Genomic DNA, 24,707 nt, shown 5'->3' on the forward strand with positions numbered 1-24,707 from the left:
CCTTGCAGCGGCCGGATAGAGGATCAAAGAGCCTGCAATTATAGCTTGGACGCTGTTTTTGCCAAAAAACCCTCATCTTTGGCATTGAGCAGCCCCTGCTTGCGGGCCTGCTCTATCAGCTCTGGCCTATGCTCGGCCGTAATGCGCAGGCGCTGATCGCGACGCCAGCGCTCGATATTGGAGTGGTGACCGGAGAGCAGCGCGGCCGGCACCTCCTGCTCATTCCAGACTTCGGGGCGAGTGTAGTGGGGGCAGTCCAGCAAGCCGTCAAGCGCAGGATTGAAACTGTCCTGCTGAAAGCTGCCTTCATCGTTGAGCACACCGGGCTGCAGACGCGCCAAAGAGTCCAGCAGCACCATGGCTGCCAGCTCGCCGCCCGAAAGCACAAAGTCACCCAGACTCAGTTGATGAGTGACATTTCTATCAATAAAACGCTGGTCAATGCCCTCATAGCGGCCGCAGAGCAGCACCGCCCCCCGGCTTTCGGCCCAATCGGCCACCACAGCATGCTTGAGAGTCGTACCTATGGGTGAGAACAGCACTACAGGCGCAGGCTCGGCCTGCTCCTGGGCATCGGCCTCGGTGCGTGCCGAGCGAATCGCTTCAAGGCAGCGCTGCAGCGGCTCGGCCATCATCACCATGCCGGGGCCGCCGCCAAACGGTCGATCATCCACACGGCGGTAATTGCCTTCAGCCCAGTCACGCGGATTCCACAGATGCACTGCCACCTGGCCCGAACTGTAGGCACGACGCGTCACCCCGCTCTCAAGAAATGGAGCGAACAGTTCAGGGAACAGCGTAATAATGTCGAAGCGCATTGATATAAAAGCGATTTCAGCTACAAACTAAATAGCAAAAAAGCTTTCTAGCTCAATAATCGGGCTGCCAGTCGGCCACGATCTTCTTGCCGGCCAGATCCACCGAATCCACATAGGCATCGACAAAGGGTATCAGACGCTCCTGCTCCTTGCCGTCCTGTTCATAGCCCAGCACCAGCACGGTCTGCGGGCCGGTGGCCATCAAGTCCTTGATCACCCCCAGGGCCACACCTTCGCGGTTGACCACGTTCAGTCCCATCAGATCCACCCAGTAGAACTCACCATCCTCGGTCTTGGGAAAATGCTCGCGCGCCACAAAGACGCGGGCACCGCGCAAAGCCTCGGCAGCGTTGCGGTCAGCGACCTCAAGCGAGGTGGCCACAATGGTGTCGGCATGGAAACGGGCCTGCTTGACGGGCAGCACCACGGTGCCCGTGAAATGCTTGGCGCCTTTCTCGGCAGGCTGCAAAAACCAGTCCTTGGCGGCAAACAGGGCCTCCGGGGCGCTGCTGAAGGCATGAACCTTGAACCAGCCCTTGATTCCCCAGGCATCGGCAATGCGACCGACTTCAATGGCATCAGCAGGCAAGCTCGTGGCTTGAAGAACAGGCATGTGACTCATGGGATCAGCAGAAAAATGCAGAATTTCAATAAAAAACGGGTCCCGTCAGGCAAGCCAACGGAACCCGCTTTGGTAAAGGTGCCTAGAGAGCGACCGCCTAAATTAGGCAGCAACCTTCTTTGCAGCTTCCTTGATCAGGCGTTCAGCCGTATCGGAAGTTTGAGCACCAACGCTCTTCCAGTAGTTCACGCGGTCCAGAGCCAGACGCAGGCCTTCTTCGGCGCCACGAGCGCTAGGGTTGTAGAAACCCAGACGTTCGATGAAAGCACCGTCGCGACGCACGCGCTTGTCAGCTGCAACGATGTTGTAGAAGGGACGAGCCTTAGAGCCGCCGCGGGAGAGACGAATAACAACCATGATGTTTCCTTCGGGTGGTTACAGCCAGTGCCATCAAAAATTTGACCAGCTGCGCAGGTTTTCTTACAGCGTTTGAGACACGCGACATGACCACCCGGCCAGCGACACGCCGTAAAACCGGAAATTATATCGAGTTCTGTCAAAGCTGCCTATAGCAACGATAAATGGGCATAGCCGGCAAAGAGGACTCCCTGAAAGTGAACCGCAATTGCCCTGAGCCCCGCATTTCGCGCGAAGGCAATAATGGACGGGTTCTTTCGTTTTCTGCCTGCGCACCAGACCATGAACCAACTTGTTCCCGCCTCCACCCCGGCCCCTCGCCCCAAAAACAAGACGATGGCCGCCTGGCTGGCCTTGATCGGCGGGCCTCTGGGGCTGCATCGCTTTTACCTGCACGGCCTTGGGGACTGGCTGGGCTGGCTGCTGCCCATTCCCACGGCACTCGGCATCTACGGCATCGAGCGCGTGCAGCAACTGGGGCAGGACGACAGGCTGAGCTGGCTGCTGATCCCCCTTCTCGGCTTCACCATCGCGGGCTGTGCCCTGCGCGCCATTCTCTATGGCCTGATGGAGCAAGGAAACTGGAACCGGCTCTTCAATCCCTCTATAGAGGCCGACGCACCTGCCGGACGCACCCAATGGGCCACGATTTTTGCCGTAAGCCTGTCCCTGATGCTGGGGGCCACCGTGCTGATGGCCAGCATCGCCTACAGCTTCCAGCACTACTTCGAATATCAGGTTGAAGAGGCGCGAAAGATTTCTCAGTAGCTGCAGCACTCTGCACCAGGGGTTCTCGCCCACGCCGAAGCGGCTTCGGCCTTGCCGCTTTTGTAAGCAAAAGTCTAATTTTTCAGCTGCTGGACGCAAAGCGCAGCCTGCCGATTCCACAGAACTCACAATGCCCAACTGACGAACATCTTGCAAAGGCTGCATCCAAGCAGTTTTCGCACTACGACGGCTTTGCTGCACCAGTCCGAAGAGGTCTTATGTCTGCAACCAACGAAAAGTCTGCCAGATCCGAAGTGCATGGGCAAAACTCCTTTCCAGCTGCCACCAGTCTGGTGGGCGTGTACGGAGAACAGCTTTTCCGCATTCTCGAACAGACCAGCAGCGGCTATGTGCTGCTGGATGCCCAGAACCGGGCCCAGCGCTGGAATGATGGTTACCTGCAGCTATTTCCCTGGCTGGCCGCCACCCTCAAGGTCGGCATACCTCTGCAAGCCGCTTTGCAAGCTGCCGCAACCGCAGCTCCGGCAAGCGCTGCACCGGCTCTGAGTCATATCGCTGGGAGTCATCAAGCCCTGATTGCGCGCCAGCAGGTCAATGCCCAGTTTCAGTTGCCCGATGGACGCAAGCTCAATCTGTCAGCTCACGCCCTATCTGCCAATTACACCGTGCTGGCCTGCAAGGAACTGCTGCCTCATGGCAACGAGGCAGAAAGCCTTTCCTTCTTCGATGTGCTGACCAATCTGCCCAACCGGCGCCTGCTGCTGGACAGACTGTCCCAGGCCATGATTCAGTCCGAGCGCACGGGCTGGCGCGGGGCCTTGCTGACCATAGACATGGGGCCGGTGGCGGGCTCGTCCGCCGGCACAGGCGAGAGCCCGCCCGGCCTGGCACAGAACATCGCACAGCGCCTGCTAGCCTGCGTACGCTCTTGCGATACCGTGGCCAGACTCGATGCCAAGCGTTTCGTCATCATGGTTTCGGATCTATCCCCGGATATCGAAGTGACCACGGTGCTGGTGGAGCGCTTGGGAGAGCGTCTGCAGGAAAGCCTGAACGGCAGCTACCAACTCGGCAACAAACGCGCGATGCTGGAGGCCAATATCGGCGCCACTTTGTTCGGCCCCCACTCCCGCTCCGCCACCGAGTTGCTGCAGCAGGCAGAGAGCGCCATGTACCGTCTGCGCGACGAGGAAGCCCGCGGCCTGCACTTCTTCAGCCCCGAACAGCGCATCCTGGCCGATGATCGCCACCGCATGGAGCAAGAGCTGCGCGAAGCCCTGCGCCTCGGCCAGTTCGAGCTGCATTACCAGGCGCAATATTCCGCCAGCGGCGACGTCAACGGCTTGGAAGCCCTGCTGCGCTGGCGCCATCCCAGACGCGGACTCGTACCACCGAGCATCTTCCTTTCGGTGGCAGAGGAGACCGACATCATCGTTCCGCTGGGCCGCTGGAGCATTCAAGCCGCCTGCGAGCAATTGGCCCGATGGAAAGCCGAGCAGCAATTGGGCAGGCTGCCCATCTGCGTCAACATCAGCGCCAGGCAGCTCAGGCAAGCCGATCTGGCCGAGCAGGTGCAGGGCATCATCAGCCAGACAGGGGTCGACCCAGCCTTGCTGCTGCTGGAGCTTTCCACCCAAGCCCTGAGTCCTTCGTACGCGGATATAGTGCCCACACTCACCCGCCTGCGCACCATGGGAGTACGGCTGTCACTCGACGATTTTGGTGGCGGCTCCAATATGCTGGAAGCACTGCAGCAGCTCCCCCTGAACCAGCTCAAGCTCTCGCATTCTCTGGTGCAACGCCTGGGCCCCAACAATGCCGCCGAGGCCGCCGTGCAGGCGGCCATCGCTCTGGCCGCCCGCCATCGGATGACGATAGTCGGCGTCGGGGTGGAGACCCTGGAGCAGCGTGCCCTGCTGGCGCAATATGGCTGCGAACATTTCATGGGCTATCTGCTCAGTCCCCCGGCACCGGTCGGCCAACTCAGATCGCTGCTGCAGCGGCAGGCCATATCCAGTCTGCAGGAAGCTGCAGCTTGACACCGTGTTTCAGCCATAAAAAAGGGCTTCGCAAAGCGAAGCCCTTTTTCCGTTCAGCCCCTGATCGACAAGCGTCAACAGCTATCAATCAAGGAGTACGCAAGCTCAATACAGCTGCAGGCTGACCCAGTAGGCAATAGATGCCACAAAGGCGCTGGCAGGAATCGTCAGAATCCATGCCCAGACGATATTGCCCGCCACGCCCCAGCGCACGGCACTCGCGCGCTGCGTGGACCCCACGCCCACGATGGCACCGGTAATGGTGTGAGTGGTCGAGACGGGAACTCCCAGGAAGGTGGCAAAGAACAATGTCAGAGCACCACCGGATTCGGCGCAGAAACCTCCGACGGGCTTGAGCTTGGTGATCTTCTGACCCATGGTCTTGACGATACGCCAGCCACCAAACATGGTGCCCAGGCCGATGGCCAGGTAGCAGCTCACGATGGTCCACAGGGGAGGCTCGGCATCACCGGCATTGGCATAGCCCGTGGCAATCAGCAGCAGCCAGATGATGCCGATGGTCTTTTGCGCATCGTTACCACCGTGACCCAGGCTGTAGGCACCGGCAGACACCAGTTGCAGACGGCGGAACCACTTGTCCACGCGATTGGGGCTGGCGCGACGGAAAATCCAGGCCACCAGCACCATCATCAGCGAGCCCAGCAGAAAGCCCAGCACGGGAGAGACGAAGATGAAGGCAACGGTCTTCCAGATGCCGCTGGCGATCAGCGCGCCCGCGCCGGCCTTGGCAATCACCGCACCCACGATGCCGCCAATCAGGGCATGCGAGGAACTGCTGGGAATGCCGTAGATCCAGGTGATGACGTTCCAGGTGATGGCACCCACCAGAGCGCCGAACACGACATGCGTGTCAACGATGCCCGGCTGAACAATACCCTTGCCCACGGTTGCCGCCACACTGAGGTGGAAGACGAAAACCGCAACAACGTTGAAGAACGCGGCAAATGCCACGGCCTGAGTAGGCTTGAGAACCCCCGTGGAAACCACGGTGGCAATCGAATTGGCAGCGTCGTGAAAGCCGTTCATGAAATCGAACAGCAAGGCGAGCACCACCAGCAAAATCACAACCCAGAGGGCTGCCTGTACCGGCTCCATGATCGGGCTCCAGCGAGAATCAGGAATTCTCGAGGACGATGCCCTCGATCAGGTTCGCCACGTCTTCGCAGCGGTCCGTGATGGTTTCCAGCAGCTCATAGATCGCCTTGAGCTTGATCACTTCACGCACATCGGGCTCTTCACGGAACAGCTTGCTCATGGCCGCACGCATCACGCGGTCGGCATCGCCTTCCAGGCGGTCGATCTCGTCGCAGGTCTTGCTGGCGGCATCCACGATCGTGGGGTCCGAGAGACGGTCCAGCAGCTTGACGGCATCACGCACACGTTCGCAGCAGCGCACGCACAGATCGGTCAGACGAGTGATTTCGTCTGTCATGTGACGCACGTCATACAGGGCCATGGTCTCGGCCGAGTCCTGAATCAGGTCGGCCACGTCGTCCATGGTGTTGATCAGCGAATGGATATGTTCGCGATCCAGGGGCGTGATGAAGGTCTTGTGCAGCAGCTTGGTGACGTCATGGGTCACACGGTCGGCTGCGCGCTCGGCGTTGTCCACATCGGCGTTGTATTTTTCGCGCAGATGGGGATCGTTGTAATTTGCAACGAGTTGCGAGAAGGCATGAGCTGCTTCAACGATGCGGTCCGCATGTTGATTGAACATCTCGAAAAAATTGCCTTCGCGCGGCAATAGCTTGCCAAACAGCATGAATGCTCCTTACCGGGGAAAAGAAACCAGGCGACTCACTGCAAAAAAAGTGCATGGTTCCCGGCTTAAACGGGGCGGAGTTTACTCTTGAGTCATTGTGCGTTTCAGCGCGTCTTCAAGACACCCCTTCTGGCACCACGAAAAATAAAATACAAGCTCTTCGCCATGCTAGGCACTGTCACAAAGCCTGTGATTCCTCCAGACAACACCGAAGAGCAGCAATCCACCCGCCCAAAGCGCCGACTCCTTGAGCATGTCACTGAGCCACGCGAAAACGTTCCAAATACTTCTTTTTGTAATAAGCAAATTCTATTCAATGACAAAAAAGAATTAAAAGGAACTAAAAAGAAATGAATAAAACAATCAAAGAACCGTGAAAAACGTCATTTTTTTGTCATTTTCTTGAATTTAAGGGGAATTAGGGTTCACCCTTGACTGCAGGAGAGCGTCACGGCGGGATAGCGCACCGCGATCGAAAGCGCCAACCGTCTCGTCGAGACTTACTCTCCCAGGTAGGCCGCACGCACGCGCGGATCGCTCAGCAAGGTCTGGCCCGGCCCCGTCATGGTGATGATGCCGGACTCCATGACATAACCCCGATCGGCCAGCGCCAGCGCGCGACTGGCGTTCTGCTCCACCAGCACCATGGTCACGCCCAGCGCATAGACATCGCTGACCACCTCGAAGATCTTGTCCACCATGATGGGCGACAAACCCATGGACGGCTCGTCCAGCAGCAGCACCTTGGGCTGACTCATGAGCGCGCGGGCCATGGCCAGCATCTGCTGCTCGCCCCCGGACATGGTGCCCGCCAACTGATCCTTGCGCTCCTTCAGACGCGGAAAGATGCCGAACATGCGCTCGATATCCGCCTGGATGCCGGCCTTGTCCTTGCGCGTGTAGGCCCCCATGAGCAGATTTTCGGTAATCGTCATGCGGGCGAACACGCCGCGTCCCTCAGGCACCATGACCAGGCCTTCGGCCACCAGATCCCAGGCGCCCTTGCCCTTGATGCTCTTGCCCAGGTAGAGAATTTCGCCATCGGCAATCGGCAGCCCTCGCGTGACAGCCTTCATGGTCGTGGTTTTGCCCGCGCCGTTGGAGCCGATCAGCGACACCAGCTCGCCCTGATGCACCTGAAAGTCCACGCCCTTGACAGCCTGAATGCCGCCATAGCCCACCTTCAGGCCCTTGACCTGCAGCAACACCGGGGCCGTGGATTTGGAGGCCTGCGCCTGCTCCAGCACTTGATCCTGCATCTTCAATGGCCTCCCGTGCCCAGATAGGCTTCAATCACTTTTTCATTCTTCTGCACTTCGGCAGGCGTGCCTTCGGCAATCGGCTTGCCATAGTCCAGCACCGTCACGCGGTCGCACAGACCCATGACCAGCTTCACATCGTGCTCGATGAGCAAGATGGTGCGGTGGTCGTTGCGAATGCGGTCGATCAGCTCACGCAACTGCAGCTTCTCGGTAGCGTTCATGCCGGCAGCCGGCTCATCCAGCGCAATCAGCTGCGGGTCCGTCGCCAATGCTCGGGCAATCTCCAGGCGACGCTGGTCGCCATAGGACAGGGTGCGCGCCTTGAAGTCCGCATATTTGCCGATGCCGACATAGTCGAGCAGCTCGCGCGAGCGGGCGCGGATCGCAGCTTCCTCGGCCTTGAAGCCCTTGGTGCGAAACACCGCTCCGAGCAGGCCGGAATGCGTGCGCACATGGCGCCCGACCATGACGTTTTCCAGTGCCGTCATCTCGGCAAACAGGCGGATGTTCTGGAAGGTCCGGGCAATGCCGGCCCGGGCCACCTTGTGCACCGCCGTCGGCTCATAGGGCTTTCCGGCCAGCTCGAACTTGCCGGTATCGGGCGTATAGAGGCCGGTAATCACATTGAAGAAAGTCGTCTTGCCTGCGCCATTCGGGCCGATCAGGCCATAGACCTGGCCTCTATCAATCTTCATGCTCACACCGGACAGTGCCTGCAAACCGCCAAAGCGCTTGGAGATGTCCGAGACGTGGAGGACCGTGGAAGTCGTGCTCTCTGCCATATCAGTTCACATTCCTTGTCTTCGCTGTCATCAGGACGGATGGTCCAGGCTTTTGGCATGCTCTGGCGTGGGCCACAGGCCGCGCGGACGCATCAGCATGATGACGATCATGGCCAGCGCAATCAGCAACTGGCGCAGGATGGAGGCATCCAGCCGCCCCCCCGTCATCTCCTGCAGCGGGCCAGCCACATAGCGCAGCGCCTCGGGCAAAGCGGACAGCAGCACCGCCCCCAGAATCACGCCGGGAATATGACCCAGACCGCCCAGCACCACCATGGCGACGATCATCACGGACTCCATCAGGCTGAACGACTCTGGCGAGACGAAGCCCTGAAAGGCGCCGAACATGGAGCCGGCCACACCGCCAAACGATGCCCCCATGCCAAAGGCCAGCAGCTTCATATTGCGCACATTGATGCCCATGGCCTTGGCGGCGATTTCGTCTTCCCGTATCGCCATCCAGGCACGGCCTATGCGCGAGTCCTGCAGGCGGTAGCAGATCAATATCGTGAACAGCACCAGCACCAGGAACAGGTAGTAGTACAGCGTGACGGAGGATATGTCGTAGCCGAAGATTTCATGCCGCTTGGCCAGGTCGAAGCCGAAGATCTTGACCGAGTCGATCTGGCCAATGCCTTTGGGGCCGTTGGTGATGTTGACGGGCTGATCCAGGTTGTTCAGGAAGATGCGGATGATCTCGCCGAAGCCCAGCGTCACGATGGCCAGATAGTCCCCGCGCAGCCGCAGTACGGGAAGCCCAAGCAGCACTCCCGCACAAGCCGCTATCAGCATGCCCAGCGGAATCACCAGCCAGATCGAGGTGTGCAGTCCGTTGGGAAACATGGCCACAAAACCTTCGAAGGTCTCGGCCAGATGCGGCGATGCCATGAGCGCAAACATATACGCGCCCACGGCATAGAAGGCCACATAGCCCAGATCCAGCAGGCCGGCGTAGCCCACCACAATGTTCAGACCCAGCGCCAGCATCACATAGAGCAGTGCCAGATCGGCGATGCGCACCCAGGCGTTGCCGAAATACTGCAGGATCAGCGGGAGCACCAGCAGGCCTATGCCGCCCACAATCCAGTGGAGTGTCTTGTTGTTCTTCATGGGCACTCCTCAGGCACGGTCCGCCACACGCTCACCCAGCAGGCCCGAAGGGCGCAGAGTCAGGATGATGATGAGCACGATGAAGGCAAAGATGTCGGTGTACTGGCTGCCCAGCACGCCCCCCGTCAGGTCACCGATATAGCCCGAGCCTATGGACTCGATCAACCCCAGCAGCAGCCCCCCCACCACGGCCCCGGCCAGATTGCCGATGCCGCCGAACACGGCCGCCGTAAACGCCTTCAGACCTGGCAAAAAGCCCATGGTGTGATGAGCCGTGCCGTAATTGGAGGCATACAGGATGCCCGCAATGGCCGCCAGCACGGCACCGATGATGAAGGTCGCGGAAATCACCATATCGGGCTTGACGCCCATCAGAGCCGCCACGCGCGGGTTTTCTGCCGTGGCGCGCATGGCGCGGCCTAGCTTTGTGTAATTCACCAGATACATCAGCGTGGCCAGCGCAATGGCCGTCACCGCCAGCACCAGGATCTGCGTGGGCGTAATCACGGCCGTGCCGATCTCATAGGGCGTGGACGACAGCAACGTGGGATAAGCCTTGTAATTGGGCTTCCAGATGATCATGGCCAGGGTCTGCAGCAGGATGGAAACGCCGATGGCCGTGATCAGCGGTGCCAGACGCGGGCTGTTGCGCAGCGGCCGGTAGGCCACCTTCTCGATCACGAAGTTCAGCGATGCGGCCACCACGCAGGCGATGATGGCGGCGATCAAAAGCATGAGCCAGCCCGGCAGATAAGGCATGGCCTCCTGCATCAGACCGATGCAGCTCCAGCTGGTCAAAGCCCCCACCATCAGCACCTCGCCATGCGCGAAGTTGATCAGCTGAATGATGCCGTACACCATGGTGTAGCCCAGGGCTATCAAGGCGTACATGCTGCCTAACACCAGACCATTGATGATCTGCTGCAGCAAGATATCCATAAGCGCGCTCCCCTTCCCTCGATCCAAGACGGAGACACTGCGAGCCTCTCATCCCGAACGACGGAGCCAGCGATGCCATGGTTCCCCTTCTGCAGTCCGCCGCTTTGTGGGCCGCTTGTCGCAAAAGAGTGAATCGATTCTAGGGAGCTGTTTTCAGGACTCAGGGCCGGGGTTTCCCGTGCGCAGACCCAAAATGCTGCAGCGCAATAATTTCATCGACAGCGCAAGCCCAATAAATACAGGCACTTAGTCATGGGCTGATACTCAATCTAGCGAAAAACCCTGAAAACACCGCAAAAAATGCAGCATTCAACTAGTGCCAGTTGTGCAACACCTGGGCAACTCGCTCTTTACAAGCTTGCCGGCTCGTCATCTGCCGCACGAGCAGCGTCGTTGAGCGCCTTGAGCTCGGCCAGCTTCTGGCCGATCTTGATTTCCAGCCCGCGCGCCACGGGCTGGTAGAAGCCTGGGTCTTCCATTCCGTCAGGCAGATAGCGCTCGCCCGCCGCAAAGCCGCCCTCCTCGCTGTGGGCATAACGGTAGTCCCGCCCATAGTCCAGTTGCTTCATCAGCTTGGTGGGTGCATTGCGCAGATGCAGCGGCACAGGCCTTGTCGTGTCGCCCTTCACAAAGGCCTTGGCCTTGTTGTAGGCCATGTAGCCGGCATTGCTCTTGGGCGCCACGGCCAGGTAGATCACGGCCTGGGCCAGCGCCAGCTCGCCCTCGGGGCTGCCCAGGCGTTCATAGGTCGCAGCGGCATCGTTGCACATCTGCATGGCACGCGGGTCGGCAAGTCCTATGTCTTCCCAGGCCATGCGCACGATGCGACGCGCCAGATAGCGCGGATCGGCCCCGCCATCCAGCATGCGGCAAAACCAGTAAAGCGCCGCATCGGGGTCCGAGCCGCGCACGGATTTATGCAGTGCGCTGATGGTGTCGTAGAACTGCTCGCCCCCTTTGTCATAGCGGCGCATGCGCTCGCCCAGTACCTTGAGCAGCCAGCCATCGGTAATGCTTTCCACTCCGGCCTGCTCGGCCGTGATGGACAGGGTCTCCAGCGTATTCAGCAAGCGGCGCGCATCGCCGTCAGCGTAGGCAATCAAGCGATCCAGCGCTTCATCTTCAATAGCTGGAATCGCTTTGATGGCCTGTGCTCTAGCCACAATCTGCCCTAAATCGTCAGCCGTCAGGCTTTGCAGCACATAGACGGCCGCTCGCGAAAGCAGGGCCGAGTTGACCTCGAACGACGGGTTCTCCGTCGTCGCGCCTATGAAGGTGAACAGCCCGCTTTCCACGTGGGGCAAAAAGGCGTCTTGCTGGCTTTTGTTGAAGCGATGCACCTCGTCCACAAACACAATGGTGCGCTGCTGCAACAGTCCGCTTCGCGCCGCTTGCGCCTGTTCCACGGCCTCGCGAATGTCCTTGACGCCGCCCAGCACGGCGCTGATGGAGATGAACTGCGCATCAAAGGCATCGGCCATCAGGCGCGCAATCGTGGTCTTGCCCACCCCCGGCGGGCCCCAGAGTATGCAGCTATGCGGGCGACCCGACTCAAAGGCCAGGCGCAGCGGCATGCCCTCTCCCAACACATGCTGCTGGCCGATGACTTCGGCCAGAGTGTGCGGCCGCAGGCGCTCGGCCAGGGGCTGATGGGGAACGGCTGGGGAATGGGAGTTGATGTGCGTGACCATGACCCCTCAAGTATCCAATGCTCCGGGCAGTTGCGCATTCAAATGGGTTGGGGCTGCTTGCACACCGAAGGCAGGCAATACTTATCCACCTTAACCCCTGCATCCTTATCAGAATTTTTCATCAGAGAAAATAGCGTTTTAACGGATTAAATCTCTCCATTAACGAGGCCACCCCTCGCCCCATGGAGGTACTGCCCCCATCCGGCCTGCCAAAAACCAGGCCAGCCAGGCCCGGCAGCACGCTTAGATTCATTGCTGGCCGCCTCATCTGCGCCACGCAATGCCTGTGCCTGATAGGGCTACCGCCATCAGCCAGAAATCAATCGAAAGCATCCGCAACTTTCCTTGGTTCCACATTGCTCCAAGACGTGCCAGCGCTGCACGCCTGAGCCTAAGCGTATGAAAAAACTCAAGACCTGGGACATTTTTGCCCTCGGTTTCATGACCTTCGCCCTGTTCCTCGGGGCCGGCAACATCATCTTCCCTCCCATGGTGGGCCTGGCTGCTGGTGAAAACCTGCTCGGCGCCTCAATCGGCTTTCTGCTGACGGGTGTCGGTCTACCCCTTCTCGGCGTAGTCGCTCTTGCACGCGTGGGTGGCGGTCTGGACACCTTGACCAGCCCCATAGGCCGCATTGCCGGCCTGGTGCTGGCCGTGGCCATCTATCTGACCATCGGCCCTCTGTTTGCAACGCCGCGCACGGCCACCGTATCCTTCGAGATGGGACTGGCGCCCTTTGTCGGCAACACACCAGCGATGCTGCTGGCCTTCACCATCGCTTACTTTGTGGCGGTGGCGCTGCTGTCGCTCTTCCCCGGCAAGCTCATGGACAACGTGGGCAAGATCATCACGCCCGTGCTGATTCTGGCTCTTGCCGTGCTCGGCGGCTCCGCCGTGCTGGCTCCTGTGGATGGCTACAGTCTCAGCACCGAGGCCTATGCCACACAGGCGGCGGCCTTCTCCGAAGGCTTTCTGCAGGGCTATCAGACCATGGACGCCCTGGCCTCGCTGATCTTCGGTATCGTCATCGTCAACGCGATCAAGGCGGCTGGAGTGAGCGACAGCAAGCTGCACACCCGCTACTGCATCTATGCCGGCATCATTGCCGCGACCTGCCTGGGTCTGGTCTATGTCTCGCTGATGTATCTGGGCGCCACCAACAGCCAGCTGGCTGCCAACGCCTCCACCGGCGTGCAGATTCTCACAGCCTTTGTACAGCAGACCTTCGGCCCCGCAGGTCTGTGGCTGCTGGCCACCGTCATCATGCTGGCCTGCCTGACTACCGGCGTAGGCCTGATCACGGCCTGCAGCAGCTTCTTCAGCGAGCTGACCGGCATCTCCTACCGCACCATGGTCATCGGCCTGTCGGTCTTCAGTGCAGCCGTTGCCAACCAGGGCCTGGCGCAGCTGATTGCCGTCGCCGTGCCAGTGCTCGTGGGGCTGTACCCCGTGGCCATCGCCCTGATCGCCCTGAGCCTGCTGCACCGCTGGAATCAGCCGGCGCGCGTCTACATCCCCGTGATGAGCACCTCCCTGGTCTTCGGCCTGTTTGACGCCGCCAAGGCGGCCAAGCTCGACTTCCTGGTGCCCGCCTGGCTGGACATGCTGCCCGGCGCCGCCCTGGGCATGGGCTGGGTCACCCCGGTAGTCTGCGTGCTGGTGATTGCAGGCCTGCTGGACTTCGCCATCGGCAACAAGCAAAGTGCCGCAAACGCCACACGCGCCTGATCACAGCGCCTGCCAAAGCGCAACTGGCTGCGCTCTGCTCACAGGGGCTTAAACCCGACTCCTGCATAAAAAAGGCCTGCGGACACAATCCGCAGGCCTTTTTGCTGATGCATGCCGCGATCTTTACTGCTTGAGCACATCGGCCCCCTTGGGCACCTTGAAGTGGAAGGTTGATGTCGGCAGCGAAGCCTGGGTTTGCAGGCCCTTGAACTGCATCAGCGAACGCTGGCCAAAGCTGTCCTCGATATCCAGCGCCGCCAGCTTGCCCTCGGGTGTGAAGCCTATGCGCACGCTCTTGAGCTGACCGCCTTTCTGCCTGGGGCTGGCCAGCACCCATTCCAGACCGTCTGCGTCAGGCTGGTTGCCCAACTCGAAATCCGCCTTCAAGGCCTTGAGGTCTGTGGCCGATGTCAGGATGGCCGCCGGTGTGCTGCCCAGCACCTGGGCCTGGGCGCGCTCCGTCACCTGATTCAGATCGGCGTCGTACAGCCACAACGTCTTGCCGTCAGCCACGATGAGCTGCTCGAAAGGCTTGGTGTAGTTGAAGCGGAACTTGCCGGGCCGCTGGAACTCGAAGCTGCCGCTGGAGACCTTGGTGCGCGCCTCCTGCCCGGACTTGGGCGGCGAAGTCACGGACTGGGTGAAGTCGGCCTTGCCCGCCTGAGCGTTCTTCATGAAGGACTCAAGGCTTTTCAGGCCATCGGCCATTGCAGCACCTGCGCTGCCAGCTATCAAAATTGCAGTCAAAAGACGTTTCATGACTCTCCCTCTTGCGCGGCTCACTCGCTGCGAGCCGGAACTAGAACATCGCGCTGCCCACTGGATGTAAGCGAGCTGACCAGACCGGCCCTTTCCATCTGCTCGAGCAGATTGGCCGAGCGGTTGTAGCCGATGCGCAGTTTGCGCTGAACATAGGAAATGCTGGCCTTGCGGTCTTTCAGCACGATTTCGACGGCCTGATCGTAGAGCTCGTCCTTTTCGCCGCCGCCCTCGCCATCGTCATCGCCACCCTCTCCGTCGACAGAGCCGCCTTCCAGGATGCCTTCGATGTAGTCGGGATCACCCTGCTCCTTGAGATAGCTGACCACACGGTGCACCTCGTCGTCGGAGACAAAAGCGCCATGCACGCGGATCGGCAGACCGGTTCCGCTGGCCATATACAGCATGTCGCCCATGCCCAGCAGGGTCTCGGCCCCCATCTGGTCCAGCACGGTGCGGCTGTCGATCTTGCTGGAGACCTGGAAGGCGATACGGGTCGGGATATTGGCCTTGATCAGGCCGGTGATCACGTCCACGCTGGGGCGCTGAGTCGCAAGAATCAGATGAATGCCGGCCGCGCGCGCCTTTTGTGCAAGGCGTGCGATGAGCTCTTCGATCTTCTTGCCCACCACCATCATCAGATCGGCCAGCTCGTCGATCACGATGACGATGTGCGGCAGGCGCTGCAGCGGCTCGGGCTCCTCGGGCGTCAGGCTGAAGGGGTTGGGAATCGACTCCTCGCGCGCCTTGGCCTCGTCGATCTTGCTGTTGTAGCCGGCCAGATTGCGCACACCGAGCTTGCTCATGAGCTTGTAGCGGCGCTCCATCTCGGCCACGCACCAGTTCAGGCCGTTGGCCGCCTGCTTCATGTCGGTGACCACGGGGCACAGCAGATGGGGAATGCCTTCATAGACTGACATTTCCAGCATCTTGGGGTCGATCATGAGCAGGCGAACATCGCGCGCCTCTGCCTTGTAGAGCAGAGACAGAATCATGGCGTTGATGCCCACGGACTTGCCCGAGCCGGTCGTGCCGGCCACCAGCACGTGGGGCATCTTGGCCAGATCGGCAACCACGGGATTGCCCACGATATCCTTGCCCAGTCCCATGGTCAGCAGGCTCTTGGCATCGTGGTAGACCTGCGAGCCCAGCACCTCGGACAAACGGATCGACTGGCGCTTGGCGTTGGGCAGCTCCAGCGCCATGAAGTTCTTGCCGGGAATGGTCTCGATCACACGAATCGACACCAGAGACAGCGAACGCGCCAGGTCCTTGGCCAGATTGACGATCTGCGAGCCCTTGACGCCTGTGGCAGGCTCGATCTCGTAACGTGTGATCACAGGGCCTGGCATGGCCGCAACCACACGCACTTCCACGCCAAAGTCCTTGAGGCGCTTTTCAATCAGCCGGCTGGTCATCTCCAGCGTCTCGGCAGACACCAGCTCCTGGCGCTGCTGGGCCTGATCCAGCAGGTCCACCTGAGGCAGCTTGCTGTCCGGATGATCGGTGAACAGCGGCTTCTGGCGCTCCTTCACCACCCGGGCGCTGGGCTGGCTTGCCTCCTGCAGCACGGGCTCGATAATCTGCACAGGCTGATGCACCGGGGCCGCGATTGCACCTTCGGTGCGGTCAAACACCACTTCCTCGCGTTCGCGGGCCGCTCTCTTGCCGACAGAGACGTCCTTGGCAATTTCACGACGCTCACGGCCAAACTGCACCATGCCATCCAGGCGCGCACCCAGGCCTTCGGCCAGCGTTCCCCAGGAAAAGCCGAACACCATGGCAGCGCCCAGCACGAACAGGCAGATGCCGATCAGGCCCGAGCCCGCAAAGCCCAGCCATTTGAGGGCGTTGAAGCCCATCATGTAACCAAACACGCCACCGGCAGGGCCGGGCAGCAGGTTCTCGAAACGGTACAGACGCGTCCATTCCAGCGCGCAACTGGCAACCATCAGAATGCCCAGACCGCCCCAGAACAGAAAGCGGCGGCGCCACAGCGGCATCAGCGCCAGAGGGCTGCCGTCCTTGTTCACCCCGCCGCGCATCCAGCGCACCAGCGATGTCACCCAGGTCTGCACGGCGGCCAGCACCAGCCACCAGATGGACATGCCGAAGCCGAAGTAGCAGGCATCGGCCAGCCAGGCACCCACACGGCCCATCCAGTTATGGACAAACGGCCTCTGCCCGGCACCTGAGGTGGACCAGGCTGCGTCTTGCGGCGAGTAGGTGAACATGGCCGTGAGCCAGAACACCAGTGCCAGCAGGCCGATCAACAGCAAAACCTCCTGGCTGAAGCGAATCACTCCATAGCGCGGAGTCGCAGCGCGGGATTTCGATTTGCTGGAAGAAGACGCGTTCGAAGCGTTCAATGTATATGTCATACGCAGGCGCAAGCTTACCTTAGGCCCTTATCCAAGCGGTACATTCGGCCAAGACGATCGCTCAGCGTAATGCAAGCACATGCAACAAAACTGCCATACGGTAGCCTGATTCGCTTCATCACTATCATTTTTAACAATTCCGGTGATTAAAAACAGCTGCACGCGCAGACCTTGATCAGGAGCGATACTCCCACATCTTTCCAATGTTTTCATGACCGCGCGCCGGCTGTCGGCCTGCTTTTTTCAGAGTTCCGCTCCATGTCCTCTACCAAACACGCACAAGTTCTCATCCTCGGCTCCGGCCCTGCCGGCTATACCGCAGCCGTATACGCGGCCCGTGCCAACCTCAAGCCCCTGCTGATTACCGGCATGGCCCAGGGTGGCCAGTTGATGACCACCACCGAAGTGGACAACTGGCCTGCCGACGTCATGGGCGTGCAGGGCCCCGAGCTGATGCAGCGTTTTCAGGAACATGCCGAGCGCTTCAAGACCGAAATCGTTTTCGACCACATCAACCAGGTTGACCTCTCCAAGCGCCCCTTCACCCTGAGCGGCGACAGCGGCGTCTATACCTGCGACTCGCTGATCATCGCCACCGGCGCATCGGCCAAGTACCTGGGCCTGCCCTCCGAGGAGGCCTTCATGGGTCGCGGCGTATCCGCTTGCGCCACCTGCGACGGCTTTTTCTATCGCGAGCAGCCCGTCTGCGTGATCGGCGGCGGCAACACGGCCGTGGAAGAAGCCCTCTACCTGTCCAACATCGCCAGCAAGGTCACTCTCGTGCACCGCCGCGACAAATTCAAGGCCGAGCCCATCCTCGTGGACAAGCTGATGGAAAAGGTCGAGGAAGGCAAGATCGAGCTCAAGACCCATTTCACGCTGGATGAAGTGCTGGGCGACCAAAGCGGCGTGACCGGCATTCGCATCAAGAGCACGCAGGACGGCCACACCGAAGAGGTCAAGCTGCAAGGCGCCTTCATCGCCATCGGCCACCACCCCAACACCGACATCTTCCAGGGTCAGCTGGAGCTGGAAAACGGCTACATCATCACCCAGGGCGGCCTCAAGGGCTTTGCCACCCAGACCAGCGTGCCCGGCGTGTTTGCCGCCGGCGACTGCCAGGATCATGTCTACCGCCAGGCCATCACCAGCGCCGGCACCGGCTGCATGGCGGCCCTGGACGCCCAGCGCTTCCTGGAACAGGAATCCTGATGACGCCAGGACGCTTCGGCGTCTGAGCGGCTGTTAGCGCATGTTCGGCGCAAAAGCCCTTGGGTTTGGCCAGTTTTGGCCGGCACCAGGGGCTTTTTTGCGAGAACGCTATAATCGCAGACTTTGCTGAATTCCAGGTTCGCGCTTTACCGTGCTTCGGGACTTCCGCAATCGGGCTACCGCCACCCATTACAAACTGGCGAGGTGAGGTTGTCGGCACCTCCTGCTCCTGCAGGATTCCAGAGCCGGCGGCCGATTCAACTATCGGAGTGTCCCAATGGCACGCGTATGTGAAGTTACGGGCAAGAAGCCCATGGTGGGCAACAATGTTTCCCACGCCAACAACAAGACCAAGCGTCGTTTCCTCCCCAACCTGCAATACCGCCGCTTCTGGGTGGAGAGCGAAAACCGTTGGGTGCGCCTGCGCGTTTCCAGCGCTGCTCTGCGCCTGATCGACAAGAACGGTATCGACTCCGTGCTCGCAGACATGCGCGCTCGTGGCCAAGCTTAATTTCCTGAAGGAGAAACACCATGGCTGCTAAAGGCGGACGCGAAAAGATCAAGCTGGCTTCCACTGCTGGTACCGGTCACTTCTACACAACGACCAAGAACAAGAAGACGATGCCTGAAAAGATGTCGATCATCAAGTTCGACCCCAAGGCTCGCAAGCACGTCGAGTACAAGGAAACCAAGCTGAAGTAATTCGGCCTGTTTCTTGAAAAACCGCCTCACGCAAGTGCAGGCGGTTTTTTTCATGCCTTCGCGATGCATGTCGCGGCGCGAGAGCTGACGCAGCGCCCCTCCCTATACTTGGCACTTTGCAACGAACAGGGATCGATCACATGAATCACCGGACGCTGAGCACATTGCTTTTTTCGCTTGCCGTGTCGCCCGCCGTCTTCGGCCAGACATTCATCTGCCCCACGGGCCCCGGCCCCGGCCAGCGCCAGGTCGGCATGACCGGCGGCTCGCCAGGTCTGGCCTCCGTGCCCGTCTGCGAGCAGTTCAGCTCCGCGCCAGCCGCCACCCAGCGTGCCGAGCCTTCTCCTGCCGACGCCCTGGGCGGCCTCGCACGCGGCCAGCTGGAGCTGCTGCGCGAAGGGCAGGAGCTGATCAAGGAAGGACAGAAAATTGCACAAGACCCGCAGTACCAGAAGCTGCGCAAGGGCTACTGGATGTTCTCGCATGACGAGAAAAACCCGCGCTCGGGTCTTGGATGCGCGGCGATTTTTGGCAGCATGTCCGGTGCCGTTCAGCTTTCGGGCCCCACGGCCAAGCACAACGGTGCCCTGCTGACCTTTCTGGGCATGGACATTCCCCAGCCCGCCAGCCCGCGCAAGATCCAAACCACGCTGACCCAGAACCAGGACCGCCCCCAGGAGGTTGGCGCCATCAACTACACCATGTCCAATGGCAAATGGGGCGCCATCGTCTACGCGCTGGGCGGAGCCGAAGCATTGATCAAGGAGCTGGGTGAAGAGGAAGAAGCCCGCTTCAAGGTCTCCGTGGAAGGCAAGGAAGTCATCAGCACCTTCTACAAGGAGGGCGGCAAGGCCCGTGACTTCCTGCGCCAGTGCATGGCCGGTCAGCCTACCAAATAAAGGACCTTGGTCAGCGCTAGCTGCGCGGATTCTGTCCCAGTTGCCGGCAAGCCATCGCCCCCAGATCCTGCATCGCCCTCTCCATGAGTTCGTCGACCGGATGGGTGCAGGCCAGCCGCATGCAGTGCTCATACCGACCGGAATTGGAGAACATGCTGCCCGGCGCAATGCGTATGCCGCCCGCCAGGGCTGCCGTGAACAAGTCCGACGTGGACAGCTGCGCTGGAAACTCCAGCCACAGACACAGGCCGCCGCTTGGCAGACTCATGCGCGTGCCCAGCGGAAAATGGCGTGCCACCAGTCTGGCCATGGCCTCGCGCTGCCGCTTGAGTTGCTGTCTGAGCTTTTCCAGGCTGCGCTGATGGGTGGGTGAGCCCAGCACCTCGGCCACGACCAGCTGCCCCAGCGTCTGGGTATTGCGGCTTTGTGCAAATTTCAGCATCTGGATACGGCCGTGCCATTGGCCGCCATTCATCCAGCCCTGACGCAGACCCGGCGCCAGACTTTTGTTGAAGGCCTGGCAATAGATCACATGCCCGGAGACACTGTCCCAGGCCTTGAGCGGCTTCACCGGCAGCCCTTCGACAAACAGGCCGTAGGAGTCATCTTCGATCAGTGCCGCCCCATGGGCTGCGCACAGGGCCACGAGTCTGGCCTTGTTCTCGTCCGGCATGCGTGCGCCCACAGGCATCTGCAGATCCGGCACCACCACCACGGCCTTCAGGCGCGGCTGGGTCTGAAAGGCCAGCTCCAGCGCCTCGATGGACATGCCGGTGCGTGGGCTGCAGGGAATCTCCAGCGTTTTCAGCTGCAGGGACTCCACCACCTGCAGCAGGCCGTAATAGGTTGGCGATTCGACGGCCACCATATCCCCGGGGGATGCCACGGCAGCCAGCGCCAGACTCACGGCTTCGGAATTGCCGGTGGTTGCCAGCACATCGGCAGGCGCCACACGGATACCGGAGGCCAGCGCCCGTCTGGCCATGGCCTGCTGAAACAGCGGGTGGTTGCCCTGATTGGCCAGCAGTGAGCGCCCCTGAGAGAGCAGCGTCGGATGCTCGCGCAGCAGCCGGGTGACGGTCTTGTTCAGATAGTGATGATCGAACAGGGACGCAGGCGGCGTGCAGCCACCGATGTCCATATAGACCTCGGCCTGACGGCCGCGCTCGAGCAGCAGAGAAATATGCTCGTTGATGCCCACGAAATGCGCATGCGCGCCGGGAGACAGCGGCTGGCTCAGGTCCGGCTCGCTGGTCAGAGGAATATCACCCGCCTTCGTCGCGCACACAAAGTAGCCCACGCGGGGCCTGGCCTCCAGACAGCCCTGTGCTTCCAGAAAGCGCAACACCTGCAAGGCCGTCGAGAGGCTGATGTCATGCCGCGCCATCAGCTCGCGCACCGACGGCATGCGCTCCCCGGGTTTCAGACTCCCCAGCTCTATGGCTGCGCTGTAGTGCGCGGCCAGCCGCTGGTACAGCGGCAGCAGCACATCGTTTGCCGCATCATCGACAGACTGTGATTCGGAGGTGGTGGAAGTCAGCATGATGACAAAAAGCAGGGCCGAGCAGGCATCATGCCAGCAAGCCCTGTTCTGCAACAGATACAGATTGTCAGCAAACAGGGCAGAACAGATGCACCGGAATCCGCGCTGCTACGTCTGAGCAGAACGCTTGCTGTGCCTGTTCTGCCAAGCCGTGTTTCCCTACGCTTGAGGGCCTGAATCACAGACCTCCAGCCACCATGTCACAGCCGGACTTCACCCCGAAAACACATAGTCTCAACAGCGGCCAGGCCGCATCGCTGCTGTTTGAACCAGGCAGCGAGCTATTTTGCCAGCAAGGGCCGCTGCGTCTGGCCATCGGGCCGCTGAGCTTTACCGACAATCACTTCGGCCAGGTCATGGTGCTGCAAACCGGGCAAAGCTGGCGTTGCCCCAGCCGCACCTGGGTGCAGCTGAGCACGCCGGCGGGCGCGGCCTGGATTCAATATCCTGCAGCCCGGATACAGCAAAGCCGCCCCTACCCGAGCAGGGCAGCGAAGCGGCTTGAAGAGGAAAAAGGCCTGAGCTTCGCGCTTGCCAGGATCTGGCAGCAGCTTGGCAAGCTCGCCCTCAGACGTGGGCAGCGCGCAGCTTGATGGAAAAATCCTTGAGTGCGGCAATGCCGCTGGCTTCGGCCCTCTGGCACCAGGCCTGCAACTGACCGGTCAGCTGCTCGCGGCTCAGGCTGGTGTTGAGCCACAGCTGACGCAGCTCTTCGCGCATGACCAGCATCTGGTCAATCACCGGATGCGCAGCGCGCGCCTGCGCCAGCTGGCCCTGGGCACGCTCGGGCACCTTGTCGGCATCGCGGTGCAGCCAGCGCTGCACGCCCTTGAGCAGGGAAACATCCGACTTCTGCGCCTGTTTCTGCTTGAGCAGATCCAGCTCATGCTGAACCGCCGTGCGAACGCCGCGCGCATAACGGGCCATGACCTCGTAGCGATTGGCAATGACAGCCTCCAGCGTCAGCTCGTCAGCCACAGGCTTGACGGCGCCCATGCGCAGGCGCGGCGGGGTCTTCTTGACCTTGGCCCAGCCCAGCTTCTGCATGATGCTGATATAGACCCAGCCGATATCGAACTCGTAGGGCTTGACGGAGAACTTCGCCGAAGTGGGGAAGGTATGGTGGTTGTTGTGCAGTTCTTCGCCGCCGATGATGAGGCCCCAGGGCACCAGATTGGTGGAGGCATCCGTCGCCTCGTAGTTGCGATAGCCCCAGAAATGCCCCACGCCGTTGACCACGCCCGCAGCCCAGAATGGAATCCAGACCATCTGCACGGCCCAGATCGACAGACCGATCACGCCGAACAGCGCCACATTCAGGATGAGCATCAGCGAGGGGCCCATCACCGAATGGCGGTAAATGTTGCGCTCCATCCAGTCGTCGGGTGTGCCGTGACCGTATTTCCTGAGCGTTTCCTCGTTCTTGGCCTCTGCGCGGTACAGCTCGGCACCTTCGCGCATCACCTTGGCCAGGCCGCGCGTCTGCGGGCTGTGCGGGTCATCTGCGGTCTCGCATTTGGCGTGGTGCTTGCGGTGGATGGCAACCCATTCCTTGGTCACCATGCCCGTGCCCAGCCAGAGCCAGAAGCGGAAGAAATGCGAGGGAATGGGTCCCAGATCCAGCGCCCGGTGCGCCTGACTGCGGTGCAGAAAGATCGTGACGCCCGCAATCGTGAAATGGGTGGTGATCAGGGTGTAGAGCAGCAACTGCCACCACGACAGATCCCACAGGCCATTGGCCATCCAATCCACGACGGCATTCCAGATCAAGCCGATATCCAGCGACATAAATAACAAAGCCTTTGGCAAAAAACCGCGCCCACCCGATAAGCACGGTCGTGCCATTTTAGGTGAGCCGCCGACCGGTCTGCTGTCGATTCCCCGACAGCAGATACCGGATTTGCACCGAAGTTACGCCTTTTTCACCCAAACAGCCGCGAAAAACCCGTCTGTCTCGTGCTGATGCGGCCACAGACGCAGATAGCGCCGGCCCTCGTCACCACCGCTGCAAAGCTTGTCACCGTCGGCAATCTTGAGCTGCTCCAGCACCTCGCCCGCGTCCAGCGGCACAAACTCGGGGTGCGCAGCGCTGAAGGCTTCGGCAATGGCTTCGTTTTCCTCCGGCAGGATGGAGCAGGTGGCATAGATCAGACGTCCGCCGGCCTTGACCAGACGGGCGCTGCTCTCCAGGATGGATGCCTGCTTGAGGGTCAGCTCCTGCACCGCCTTGGCGCTCTGGCGCCACTTGAGGTCGGGGTTGCGACGCAGCGTGCCCAGACCCGAGCAAGGTGCATCGACCAGCACGCGGTCGATCTTGCCGGCCAGGCGCTTGACGCGCTCATCGCGCTCATGGGCGATGGCTGCGGGGTGCACATTGGACAGGCCCGAACGCGCCAGACGCGGCTTGAGCGCATCGAGACGGTGACCCGATACGTCAAAGGCATACAGACGACCGGTATTGCGCATGGCCGCACCAATGGCCAGGGTCTTGCCGCCGGCACCGGCGCAAAAGTCCACCACCATCTCGCCGCGCTTGGCATCCAGCATCAGTGCCAGCAGTTGCGAGCCTTCATCCTGCACCTCGATGGCGCCACGGTTGAAGGCATCGACCTTGGCCAGCGCGGGTTTGCCGTCCACACGCAGACCGATGGGCGAGAACGGTGTGGGCTCGGCCTTGATGCCGGCTTTTTCCAGTTCCTTGCGCAGATCGGAGCGCTTGTCGTTGAGCGTGTTGACGCGCAGATCCAGCGGAGCGGCCTTCTCCATGCTCTCGGCCAAAGCCCAGAACTCATCACCGACCTGCGCCTTGAGCGGCTCGACCAGCCACTCGGGCAGGTTGTGGCGGTGCGCCTCCATCAGCTCTTCGGGCTTGATGCCGTCGCAGGCAGCCAGCCATTTGAGTTCCTGGGGCGTCAGCGCCGCCTTGATGAAGGTCTCGCTGTCCTGGCCTTCCTTGTTCTTGACTTTGCCTTCCTTCTTGGCCTGCTCGCGCAGGACGGCGGCAAAGCCGAGGATGGCCAGACGGCGCTCGCGTGCGCCGCTGCCCGAATGCGCCAGGCCTTCAAACAGCAGCTTTTTGCGCAGCACGGTGTAAGTGGTTTCAGCCAGAGTGGCGCGTTCGCGCGGGCCGAGGTAACGGTTTTCGCGGAAGAAATAGGACACCACGGAATCGGCCGGGTGTTCAAATGTCAGGGCGCGCTTGACGAGTTCAGAGCAAGCGTCGAGAAGGGCTTTGGGATGCATGGGCGCAATTGTCCCACTGCCCGCATATCCATATGACGCCCTCTGGCTGCCAGCGGCTTCACTATTAAAATCATAGCTTACATCGCAATTAATTCATTGATTTTGAAT

Annotated in this window: 24 protein-coding genes; 9 read left to right on the forward strand and 15 right to left on the reverse strand. The window is 60.7% G+C overall.

What is annotated here, in order from left to right; all coding sequences use genetic code 11:
• Positions 1-38: 38 nt before the first annotated feature.
• From trmD to rpsP, 3 genes are all read right to left on the reverse strand, one after another.
• Positions 39-818: a tRNA (guanosine(37)-N1)-methyltransferase TrmD gene (gene trmD, locus CTATCC11996_RS13100; RefSeq protein WP_003076791.1), complete on the reverse strand. Its 780-nt coding sequence runs from the start codon at positions 816-818 to the stop codon at positions 39-41.
• 52 nt (positions 819-870) lie between these two features.
• Positions 871-1,440, reverse strand: a complete 570-nt coding sequence (rimM, locus tag CTATCC11996_RS13105; protein ID WP_034349024.1) for a ribosome maturation factor RimM — start codon at positions 1,438-1,440, stop codon at positions 871-873.
• Between the two features lie 102 nt (positions 1,441-1,542).
• A complete protein-coding gene (gene rpsP, locus CTATCC11996_RS13110) occupies positions 1,543-1,797 on the reverse strand; it encodes a 30S ribosomal protein S16 (RefSeq protein WP_003058210.1) in 255 nt (84 codons plus the stop codon).
• A 282-nt stretch (positions 1,798-2,079) separates the two neighbouring features.
• On the opposite strand from rpsP, the gene CTATCC11996_RS13115 reads away from it, so the two are divergent.
• Together CTATCC11996_RS13115 and CTATCC11996_RS13120 are read left to right on the forward strand one after the other, a co-directional pair.
• Positions 2,080-2,565 carry an NINE protein gene (locus tag CTATCC11996_RS13115; RefSeq protein ID WP_034349141.1) on the forward strand — a complete coding sequence of 162 codons (486 nt, stop codon included), beginning with the start codon at positions 2,080-2,082 and terminating at the stop codon, positions 2,563-2,565.
• 218 nt (positions 2,566-2,783) lie between these two features.
• Entirely contained in the window at positions 2,784-4,565 is a 1,782-nt protein-coding gene (locus CTATCC11996_RS13120) for a putative bifunctional diguanylate cyclase/phosphodiesterase (RefSeq protein ID WP_003076796.1), read from the forward strand.
• A 105-nt stretch (positions 4,566-4,670) separates the two neighbouring features.
• Here the strand turns inward: CTATCC11996_RS13120 and CTATCC11996_RS13125 are convergent, their stop codons facing one another.
• Together CTATCC11996_RS13125 and CTATCC11996_RS13130 are read right to left on the reverse strand one after the other, a co-directional pair.
• Positions 4,671-5,681, reverse strand: a complete 1,011-nt coding sequence (locus CTATCC11996_RS13125) for an inorganic phosphate transporter (RefSeq protein WP_003076798.1) — start codon at positions 5,679-5,681, stop codon at positions 4,671-4,673.
• A gap of 19 nt (positions 5,682-5,700) precedes the next feature.
• Complete coding sequence (locus CTATCC11996_RS13130; protein WP_003058214.1) at positions 5,701-6,348, reverse strand: DUF47 domain-containing protein; 648 nt, start codon at positions 6,346-6,348, stop codon at positions 5,701-5,703.
• Between the two features lie 165 nt (positions 6,349-6,513).
• On the opposite strand from CTATCC11996_RS13130, the gene CTATCC11996_RS25530 reads away from it, so the two are divergent.
• Complete coding sequence (locus tag CTATCC11996_RS25530) at positions 6,514-6,702, forward strand: hypothetical protein (protein WP_138983856.1); 189 nt, start codon at positions 6,514-6,516, stop codon at positions 6,700-6,702.
• A gap of 146 nt (positions 6,703-6,848) precedes the next feature.
• Here CTATCC11996_RS25530 and CTATCC11996_RS13135 read toward each other — a convergent pair whose 3' ends face one another.
• The 5 genes from CTATCC11996_RS13135 to CTATCC11996_RS13155 all read right to left on the reverse strand — a co-directional run bounded on the left by CTATCC11996_RS13135 (position 6,849) and on the right by CTATCC11996_RS13155 (position 12,132).
• Positions 6,849-7,607 carry an ABC transporter ATP-binding protein gene (locus CTATCC11996_RS13135; RefSeq protein WP_034349027.1) on the reverse strand — a complete coding sequence of 253 codons (759 nt, stop codon included), beginning with the start codon at positions 7,605-7,607 and terminating at the stop codon, positions 6,849-6,851.
• A 2-nt stretch (positions 7,608-7,609) separates the two neighbouring features.
• A complete protein-coding gene (locus CTATCC11996_RS13140) occupies positions 7,610-8,392 on the reverse strand; it encodes an ABC transporter ATP-binding protein (protein ID WP_003076802.1) in 783 nt (260 codons plus the stop codon).
• 30 nt (positions 8,393-8,422) lie between these two features.
• Positions 8,423-9,502, reverse strand: a complete 1,080-nt coding sequence (locus tag CTATCC11996_RS13145) for an ABC transporter permease subunit (protein WP_003076803.1) — start codon at positions 9,500-9,502, stop codon at positions 8,423-8,425.
• 9 nt (positions 9,503-9,511) lie between these two features.
• Positions 9,512-10,441 carry a branched-chain amino acid ABC transporter permease gene (locus CTATCC11996_RS13150; protein ID WP_003076804.1) on the reverse strand — a complete coding sequence of 310 codons (930 nt, stop codon included), beginning with the start codon at positions 10,439-10,441 and terminating at the stop codon, positions 9,512-9,514.
• Positions 10,442-10,791: 350 nt separating this feature from the next.
• Positions 10,792-12,132 (reverse strand): replication-associated recombination protein A, encoded by a 1,341-nt coding sequence (locus CTATCC11996_RS13155; RefSeq protein ID WP_003076806.1) that lies wholly within the window; start codon positions 12,130-12,132, stop codon positions 10,792-10,794.
• 399 nt (positions 12,133-12,531) lie between these two features.
• Here CTATCC11996_RS13155 and brnQ point away from each other — a divergent pair, with 399 nt between their 5' ends.
• On the forward strand, positions 12,532-13,860 hold the full coding sequence (gene brnQ / locus CTATCC11996_RS13160) for a branched-chain amino acid transport system II carrier protein (RefSeq protein WP_003076808.1): 1,329 nt from the start codon (positions 12,532-12,534) through the stop codon (positions 13,858-13,860).
• Positions 13,861-13,983: 123 nt separating this feature from the next.
• Here brnQ and lolA read toward each other — a convergent pair whose 3' ends face one another.
• Together lolA and CTATCC11996_RS13170 are read right to left on the reverse strand one after the other, a co-directional pair.
• The gene (gene lolA, locus CTATCC11996_RS13165; protein WP_034349030.1) at positions 13,984-14,619 is read right to left on the reverse strand and encodes an outer membrane lipoprotein periplasmic chaperone LolA; all 636 of its coding nucleotides are present in this window, start codon (positions 14,617-14,619) and stop codon (positions 13,984-13,986) included.
• Between the two features lie 20 nt (positions 14,620-14,639).
• On the reverse strand, positions 14,640-17,000 hold the full coding sequence (locus CTATCC11996_RS13170; RefSeq protein WP_034349032.1) for a DNA translocase FtsK: 2,361 nt from the start codon (positions 16,998-17,000) through the stop codon (positions 14,640-14,642).
• Between the two features lie 258 nt (positions 17,001-17,258).
• Between CTATCC11996_RS13170 and trxB the strand changes: the two genes are divergently transcribed.
• The 4 genes from trxB (at position 17,259) to CTATCC11996_RS13190 (ending at position 19,813) form a co-directional block, all read left to right on the forward strand.
• The gene (trxB, locus tag CTATCC11996_RS13175; protein WP_003076814.1) at positions 17,259-18,212 is read left to right on the forward strand and encodes a thioredoxin-disulfide reductase; all 954 of its coding nucleotides are present in this window, start codon (positions 17,259-17,261) and stop codon (positions 18,210-18,212) included.
• 277 nt (positions 18,213-18,489) lie between these two features.
• The gene (gene rpmB, locus CTATCC11996_RS13180) at positions 18,490-18,723 is read left to right on the forward strand and encodes a 50S ribosomal protein L28 (protein ID WP_003058229.1); all 234 of its coding nucleotides are present in this window, start codon (positions 18,490-18,492) and stop codon (positions 18,721-18,723) included.
• Between the two features lie 20 nt (positions 18,724-18,743).
• Entirely contained in the window at positions 18,744-18,914 is a 171-nt protein-coding gene (rpmG, locus tag CTATCC11996_RS13185; protein ID WP_003058233.1) for a 50S ribosomal protein L33, read from the forward strand.
• A 140-nt stretch (positions 18,915-19,054) separates the two neighbouring features.
• Positions 19,055-19,813 (forward strand): hypothetical protein, encoded by a 759-nt coding sequence (locus CTATCC11996_RS13190; RefSeq protein ID WP_003076816.1) that lies wholly within the window; start codon positions 19,055-19,057, stop codon positions 19,811-19,813.
• Between the two features lie 16 nt (positions 19,814-19,829).
• Here CTATCC11996_RS13190 and CTATCC11996_RS13195 read toward each other — a convergent pair whose 3' ends face one another.
• The gene (locus CTATCC11996_RS13195) at positions 19,830-21,434 is read right to left on the reverse strand and encodes an aminotransferase-like domain-containing protein (RefSeq protein ID WP_172590571.1); all 1,605 of its coding nucleotides are present in this window, start codon (positions 21,432-21,434) and stop codon (positions 19,830-19,832) included.
• Between the two features lie 119 nt (positions 21,435-21,553).
• On the opposite strand from CTATCC11996_RS13195, the gene CTATCC11996_RS13200 reads away from it, so the two are divergent.
• A complete protein-coding gene (locus CTATCC11996_RS13200; protein ID WP_003076821.1) occupies positions 21,554-21,949 on the forward strand; it encodes a hypothetical protein in 396 nt (131 codons plus the stop codon).
• On the opposite strand, the gene CTATCC11996_RS13205 is transcribed toward CTATCC11996_RS13200, so the two are convergent.
• Positions 21,924-23,144 carry a DesA family fatty acid desaturase gene (locus CTATCC11996_RS13205; RefSeq protein WP_003076823.1) on the reverse strand — a complete coding sequence of 407 codons (1,221 nt, stop codon included), beginning with the start codon at positions 23,142-23,144 and terminating at the stop codon, positions 21,924-21,926. The genes CTATCC11996_RS13200 and CTATCC11996_RS13205 overlap by 26 nt on opposite strands.
• 123 nt (positions 23,145-23,267) lie before the next feature.
• The gene (locus tag CTATCC11996_RS13210; RefSeq protein WP_003076825.1) at positions 23,268-24,599 is read right to left on the reverse strand and encodes an RsmB/NOP family class I SAM-dependent RNA methyltransferase; all 1,332 of its coding nucleotides are present in this window, start codon (positions 24,597-24,599) and stop codon (positions 23,268-23,270) included.
• Between the last annotated feature and the right edge of the window lie 108 nt (positions 24,600-24,707).

Source organism: Comamonas testosteroni ATCC 11996, assembly GCF_000241525.1.
GTDB classification, from domain to species: domain Bacteria; phylum Pseudomonadota; class Gammaproteobacteria; order Burkholderiales; family Burkholderiaceae_C; genus Comamonas; species Comamonas testosteroni.

Bases quoted from the DNA above. Each gene is read 5' to 3' on its own strand.
- CTATCC11996_RS13150 (WP_003076804.1), bottom strand. From the start codon at position 10,441: ATGGATATCTTGCTGCAGCAGATCATCAATGGTCTGGTGTTAGGCAGC.
- trxB (WP_003076814.1), top strand. From the start codon at position 17,259: ATGTCCTCTACCAAACACGCACAAGTTCTCATCCTCGGCTCCGGCCCT.
- CTATCC11996_RS13120 (WP_003076796.1), top strand. From the start codon at position 2,784: ATGTCTGCAACCAACGAAAAGTCTGCCAGATCCGAAGTGCATGGGCAA.
- CTATCC11996_RS13115 (WP_034349141.1), top strand. From the start codon at position 2,080: ATGAACCAACTTGTTCCCGCCTCCACCCCGGCCCCTCGCCCCAAAAAC.
- CTATCC11996_RS13130 (WP_003058214.1), bottom strand. From the start codon at position 6,348: ATGCTGTTTGGCAAGCTATTGCCGCGCGAAGGCAATTTTTTCGAGATG.
- CTATCC11996_RS13140 (WP_003076802.1), bottom strand. From the start codon at position 8,392: ATGGCAGAGAGCACGACTTCCACGGTCCTCCACGTCTCGGACATCTCC.
- CTATCC11996_RS13190 (WP_003076816.1), top strand. From the start codon at position 19,055: ATGAATCACCGGACGCTGAGCACATTGCTTTTTTCGCTTGCCGTGTCG.
- CTATCC11996_RS13135 (WP_034349027.1), bottom strand. From the start codon at position 7,607: ATGCAGGATCAAGTGCTGGAGCAGGCGCAGGCCTCCAAATCCACGGCC.
- CTATCC11996_RS13210 (WP_003076825.1), bottom strand. From the start codon at position 24,599: ATGCATCCCAAAGCCCTTCTCGACGCTTGCTCTGAACTCGTCAAGCGC.
- rpsP (WP_003058210.1), bottom strand. From the start codon at position 1,797: ATGGTTGTTATTCGTCTCTCCCGCGGCGGCTCTAAGGCTCGTCCCTTC.
- lolA (WP_034349030.1), bottom strand. From the start codon at position 14,619: ATGAAACGTCTTTTGACTGCAATTTTGATAGCTGGCAGCGCAGGTGCT.
- rpmB (WP_003058229.1), top strand. From the start codon at position 18,490: ATGGCACGCGTATGTGAAGTTACGGGCAAGAAGCCCATGGTGGGCAAC.
- CTATCC11996_RS13205 (WP_003076823.1), bottom strand. From the start codon at position 23,144: ATGTCGCTGGATATCGGCTTGATCTGGAATGCCGTCGTGGATTGGATG.
- CTATCC11996_RS25530 (WP_138983856.1), top strand. From the start codon at position 6,514: ATGCTAGGCACTGTCACAAAGCCTGTGATTCCTCCAGACAACACCGAA.
- rpmG (WP_003058233.1), top strand. From the start codon at position 18,744: ATGGCTGCTAAAGGCGGACGCGAAAAGATCAAGCTGGCTTCCACTGCT.
- rimM (WP_034349024.1), bottom strand. From the start codon at position 1,440: ATGAGTCACATGCCTGTTCTTCAAGCCACGAGCTTGCCTGCTGATGCC.
- CTATCC11996_RS13145 (WP_003076803.1), bottom strand. From the start codon at position 9,502: ATGAAGAACAACAAGACACTCCACTGGATTGTGGGCGGCATAGGCCTG.
- CTATCC11996_RS13170 (WP_034349032.1), bottom strand. From the start codon at position 17,000: ATGACATATACATTGAACGCTTCGAACGCGTCTTCTTCCAGCAAATCG.
- CTATCC11996_RS13155 (WP_003076806.1), bottom strand. From the start codon at position 12,132: ATGGTCACGCACATCAACTCCCATTCCCCAGCCGTTCCCCATCAGCCC.
- CTATCC11996_RS13125 (WP_003076798.1), bottom strand. From the start codon at position 5,681: ATGGAGCCGGTACAGGCAGCCCTCTGGGTTGTGATTTTGCTGGTGGTG.
- trmD (WP_003076791.1), bottom strand. From the start codon at position 818: ATGCGCTTCGACATTATTACGCTGTTCCCTGAACTGTTCGCTCCATTT.
- CTATCC11996_RS13200 (WP_003076821.1), top strand. From the start codon at position 21,554: ATGTCACAGCCGGACTTCACCCCGAAAACACATAGTCTCAACAGCGGC.
- brnQ (WP_003076808.1), top strand. From the start codon at position 12,532: ATGAAAAAACTCAAGACCTGGGACATTTTTGCCCTCGGTTTCATGACC.